The organism is Streptomyces sp. NPDC059398 (assembly GCF_042751845.1).
Taxonomy (GTDB): domain Bacteria; phylum Actinomycetota; class Actinomycetes; order Streptomycetales; family Streptomycetaceae; genus Streptomyces.
The window spans coordinates 1-4465 of the sequence record NZ_JBHYWP010000189.1 but is presented as its reverse complement, the minus strand read 5'-3'; the positions used below and the strand labels follow the sequence as shown (position 1 = coordinate 4465).

General features: G+C 70.4%; 3 protein-coding genes. 1 reads left to right on the top strand and 2 read right to left on the bottom strand.

Features of this window, described 5'->3' with window-relative positions; all coding sequences use genetic code 11:
* On the bottom strand, nucleotides 1-238 hold a 238-nt coding region (locus ACFXBC_RS34750; protein ID WP_385034010.1), incomplete at its 3' end, for a hypothetical protein.
* A gap of 457 nt (nucleotides 239-695) precedes the next feature.
* On the opposite strand from ACFXBC_RS34750, the gene ACFXBC_RS34745 reads away from it, so the two are divergent.
* Nucleotides 696-2825, top strand: coding sequence for a phosphocholine-specific phospholipase C (locus ACFXBC_RS34745; protein ID WP_385034007.1), 2130 nt, complete (start codon nucleotides 696-698; stop codon nucleotides 2823-2825).
* Nucleotides 2826-2899: 74 nt separating this feature from the next.
* Here ACFXBC_RS34745 and ACFXBC_RS34740 read toward each other — a convergent pair.
* Nucleotides 2900-4465 (bottom strand): ATP-binding protein (locus tag ACFXBC_RS34740; RefSeq protein ID WP_385034004.1); only part of this gene is annotated, 1566 nt, incomplete at its 5' end.

Here is a 4465-nt window from a genome sequence, read left to right as displayed (position 1 = left end):
GGCGTATGACGCACCGTACGGGCTGCGGCGCGCCACGGGGCCGGCGCAGGCACCGGTACGCTTCGAGCTCTCCGTCGGCGGCATTGCGGCAGACGACGACGGGCTCGCCCAGGATGGTCACCATCAGGGAATCGCCTGGCTCGGGAAGTGCGCTGAGCAAGTCGATGAGATGCCATCCAGACCTGTGGGCCACGGCCATCTCACGCCGGAATCTCCGGTCGTCCGGGGGGGTTGTCATGGGCGAGACGCTATGGGCGTGGATATGTCGTTGTCGAGATCCCAGCGACGCTCAGCAGGGTGAACGAATAGTTTCGGACACAGCTTGGGCAAAAACCGATGGTTGGGAACGGGCGTCTCGCCGTGGACCCGCCGATATACCGGAAGACCCGGCGATTCCAGATATTTCCACGTGGAATTCCGTGGCGCGCCGCCTTGCCCCGAGTCCGGCTGTTCCCGCCCATGACGCTCCATGCCGCTCATCGCGTCGGCCGCCGAACGGTACAGGGCAGCGGACGACAGCCCGCCAACGAGCGGTATTTCCGCAGAACAGCGGCCTGCCCATGGAGGCCCGGTGAACACAGAGTTGGCTGGTTGATCACTCCAAGTCCTTCCGGGGGCTACCCAGGAGGGGATGCGGCCCTGAATGATCGGAGGTGTTCGAAAACCCCTTGTTGCCAACAGAAGGTTGCAGCCACATGGTCACGTTTGATCGCCGGCGTTTTCTCCAGGCAAGCGGTGCGACAGCCGCGTCGGCCGCCGCGCTCTCGGTCTTCCCACCGGCGATAGGCAAGGCCATGGCCATGCCCGCCCTCTCCCGCACCCGCTCCATCAAGGACGTCGACCATGTGGTGATCCTGATGCAGGAGAACCGCTCGTTCGACCACTATTTCGGCGGCCTCCGCGGAGTCCGCGGCTTCGGCGACCCGCGCCCGGCGCTCCTGCCCAACGGCAGACCCGTCTGGAACCAGCCGGCCGCGGGCACGCACACCGCGCGCTACAACGCGCGCGGACTCCCGGACAGCGCGACCGAGGTACTGCCCTGGTACATCGACCCCAAGAACACCACGGAGTACCAGGCGGGCACCGACCACGGCTGGAGCAGCGGACACCTGGCCTGGAACGAGGGCCGCCACGACCAGTGGGTGAACCAGAAACAGGACACCCTCACCATGGGCCACCTCAAGCGGCAGGACCTGCAGTACCACTACGCCCTGGCCGAGGCGTTCACCATCTGCGACTCCTACTTCGCCTCGGTGCACGCCGACACCGCGCCGAACCGGATCTACCTGTGGAGCGGGACCTGCGACCCGCGCAACGTGTACGGGCGCCGCCCCAACGGCCCCGGCCTCGGGGAGCGCAACAACACCAACGGCTACACCTGGACCACCTACCCGGAACGGCTGGAGGCCGCGAAGGTCAGCTGGAAGCTGTACCAGGGCGGCACGGGCGAGCCGGGCAGCCCCACGGACAACTACACCGACAACTCACTGATGTTCTTCGAGCAGTACCAGGTCGCCGAGGGTGCCACGGGACCGCTGGTGGAGAAGGGGGCGTCGGACCACACGCTCAAGGAACTGCGCGAGGACGTGGAGCGCGGCACCCTGCCCCAGGTCTCCTGGATCGTCCCGCCCTACAAGTACTGCGAGCACCCCTCCGCATCGCCGACGGACGGCGCCGCCTACATCAACCTGGTCCTCGAAGCGCTCACCTCCAACCCGGAGGTGTGGGGCCGTACCGTCTTCATCGTCAACTACGACGAGAACGACGGCCTCTTCGACCATGTCGTACCGCCCATGCCGCCGGTCACCAGTGGCCCCGGCGCCCAGGGCATGGTCTCCCGCGATCTGGTGCGCAGCCTCGGTGACGAGATCCTCGACCTCGGCAAGTACCCGGACGAGATGAGCCCGCTGGTCCCCGGCGCCGACCCCGGGGGCCTCCAGCCCATCGGCCTGGGCGCGAGGGTACCGCTGCTGGTCGTCTCGCCCTGGTCGCGCGGCGGCTGGGTGTGCTCGGAGACCTTCGACCACACCTCGGTCCTGCGGTTCCTTGAGGCCAGGTTCGGAATCCACGAGCCCCACATCAGCGCCTGGCGCCGCTCCGTCTGCGGCGACCTCACCTCGGCGCTCGACTTCTCGGGCGCCGACCCCGCGCCCGTCTCCTTCCAGGTCCCCGCGCCGGTCGTCTCCTCCGGCAAGCCCTACCAGGTCCCGCTGGACCAGCGGATGCCCGAGCAGGAGCCGGGCGTCCGCCGGGCCCGTGCACTTCCGTACGACGTACAGGTCAACGAGGGTGACGCGCACAAGGACCGGTTCCAGCTGGAGTTCGCCAACCGCGGACGGGCCGGGGCCGCGTTCTACGTCTACGACCGCAAGCAGCCGCAGTCGGCTCCGCGCCGCTACACGGTCTCCGCCCGGGACACCCTGAGCGACTACTGGCGCACGGCCGCCACCGGCGGTGCCTACCAGCTCTCCGCCTACGGCCCCAACGGGACGGTCTGCGAGTTCGCCGGTTCGTCGGACGACGCCCTGCACGCCACCTTCACCCACCAGGGCGGCGAGCGGGTACGGATCAGGATCGCCAACCGGAGCCGCGCCGTCCGCACGGTCCGGGTGGCCGATGCCTACGGGTCCCGGAACGGCACATCGCACCGGCTGCGTGCCGGTGCCACCACCGAGGTCACCCTGCCGGTCCGTGAGCACTCCGGCTGGTACGACATCTCGGTCACCGAATCCGGCCACGGCGACCACGGATTCAGCCGGCGCTGGTCCGGACACCTGGAGAACGGCCGCCCCAGCACCAGCGACCCGGGCCCGCGCCGGGGCTGACGGCCCGCCGGGGCGCAGTCGATCGGGTAACCCCGCCCGGGGCAGCCGGAACAGCACCGGCCGCCCCGGGCGGGTCACCCGGGCGGATTCCCCTGGAGCGCGCGGACCAGGCCGGACTCGGCATCCCCGGTCAGACTGCGCCGGTAGGCCCGCTCATAGGCGGGAGTCCCGGCCGCCTCGCGGGCCTTGCGCTCCCAGACCTCCCGGATCACCCCCAGTTCGGGGGTGCCGCGGCGCGGGTGGCCGATCATCAGCCAGTAGACATGCCCGGTACCCGACATACGCGCCGCCTCCACACCGTCGCCCCGCGCGGCGATCGCCCCGGCCAGCAGATCGAGCCCGAGGGCGATGCCGAGGCTGTCGTGGAGCTGGTGCTTGCCCGACAGCATGGAGCGCGCATGGCTCTCCGCCTCGTGCGGCCTGCCCTGCAGCAGGTGTATCAGGGCGAGTTGGTGATCGGCGTAGGCGCGGGCCCAGTACTCGCCGTAGCGCAGACTCAGCTGCTGCAGATCCGTCGCGTCCTCGTACGCCTCGTCCAGACGGCCCAGGGCGGAGAGTGCGAAGACTCTTATCACCCGGCACCGCATCTGCGACGGCGCGTCCAGCGGATCGCCCGGCAGACTCCGCAGCGCACGGTCGCTGACGTCGTGCGCGGTCTGCGGGCGGCCCATCATCAGGTAGTTGAAGCTGACGGCGTGGGCCGCCGAGAGCATCGACTCCGTGTCACGGTCGTGCCAGGCGGCGACACTGCACCGCTCGCCGAGGCCGCGGGCGGTCTCGTGGTCGCCCTGCAGCGTGAGAGTGATACCGAGGGCCCACAGGGCGCGGGTGCGGTGCGGGCCTCTCTCCGTCTCCAGGGCGAGAGCCCGCTCCAGGAAGTCGCGGGCCCGCTGCAGATGACCGCAGCAGCTCCAGAAGAGTCCGGTGCACCCGGCCATCTCCACAGCACGCTCCGGGTCCTCGGTGAGGAGGTGGTCGAGCGCGGCGCAGAGATCCGCGTCGGTCTCGGCGATCCGGCGGTACCAGTCGACCTGCCGCGGTCCTAGCCACCCGCTGTGGGCCAGGCGCGCCAGTTCGGCGAAGTGCGCGGCGTGCCGGCGGGCGAGCGCCGGCTGCTCGCCCAGCTCGCCCAGCCACATCGCGCCGTACTCGCGCAGGGTGTCGAGCATCCGGTACCGGGCGCCGTCCCGCTGCAGTACGGACTGGTCGGCCAGCCGCTCCAGCAGCGCGGGGATGTCCGTTGCGGCCAGCGGTCCGCCGGAGCACACGGCCTGTACGTCGGTCTCAGCGACGGTCCCGGGGAAGACCGAGAGCCGTGCCCACAGCAGCCGTTCGGCGGGGGCGCACAGCTCGTGGCTCCAGCCGATGGCGGTCCGCAGCGCCCGGTGCCGCCGGGGCCACAGGTGAGCGTCGGACTCGCTGAGGAAGTCGATCCTGGAGGAGAGCCGTTCGGCGATCCGGTCGATGCTGTACTCCGCGAGCCGGGCACAGGCCAGTTCGACCGCGAGCGGGATGCCTTCGAGCCGCCGGCAGATGTCCGCGGCCACCGCCGCCGTCCCCGGTGAGTCGAGCGAAAGACGGGGCGCCGCCGCGGCGGCGCGGTCGCGGAAGAGCCGCATGGCCTCCACGCCGACGCCGTC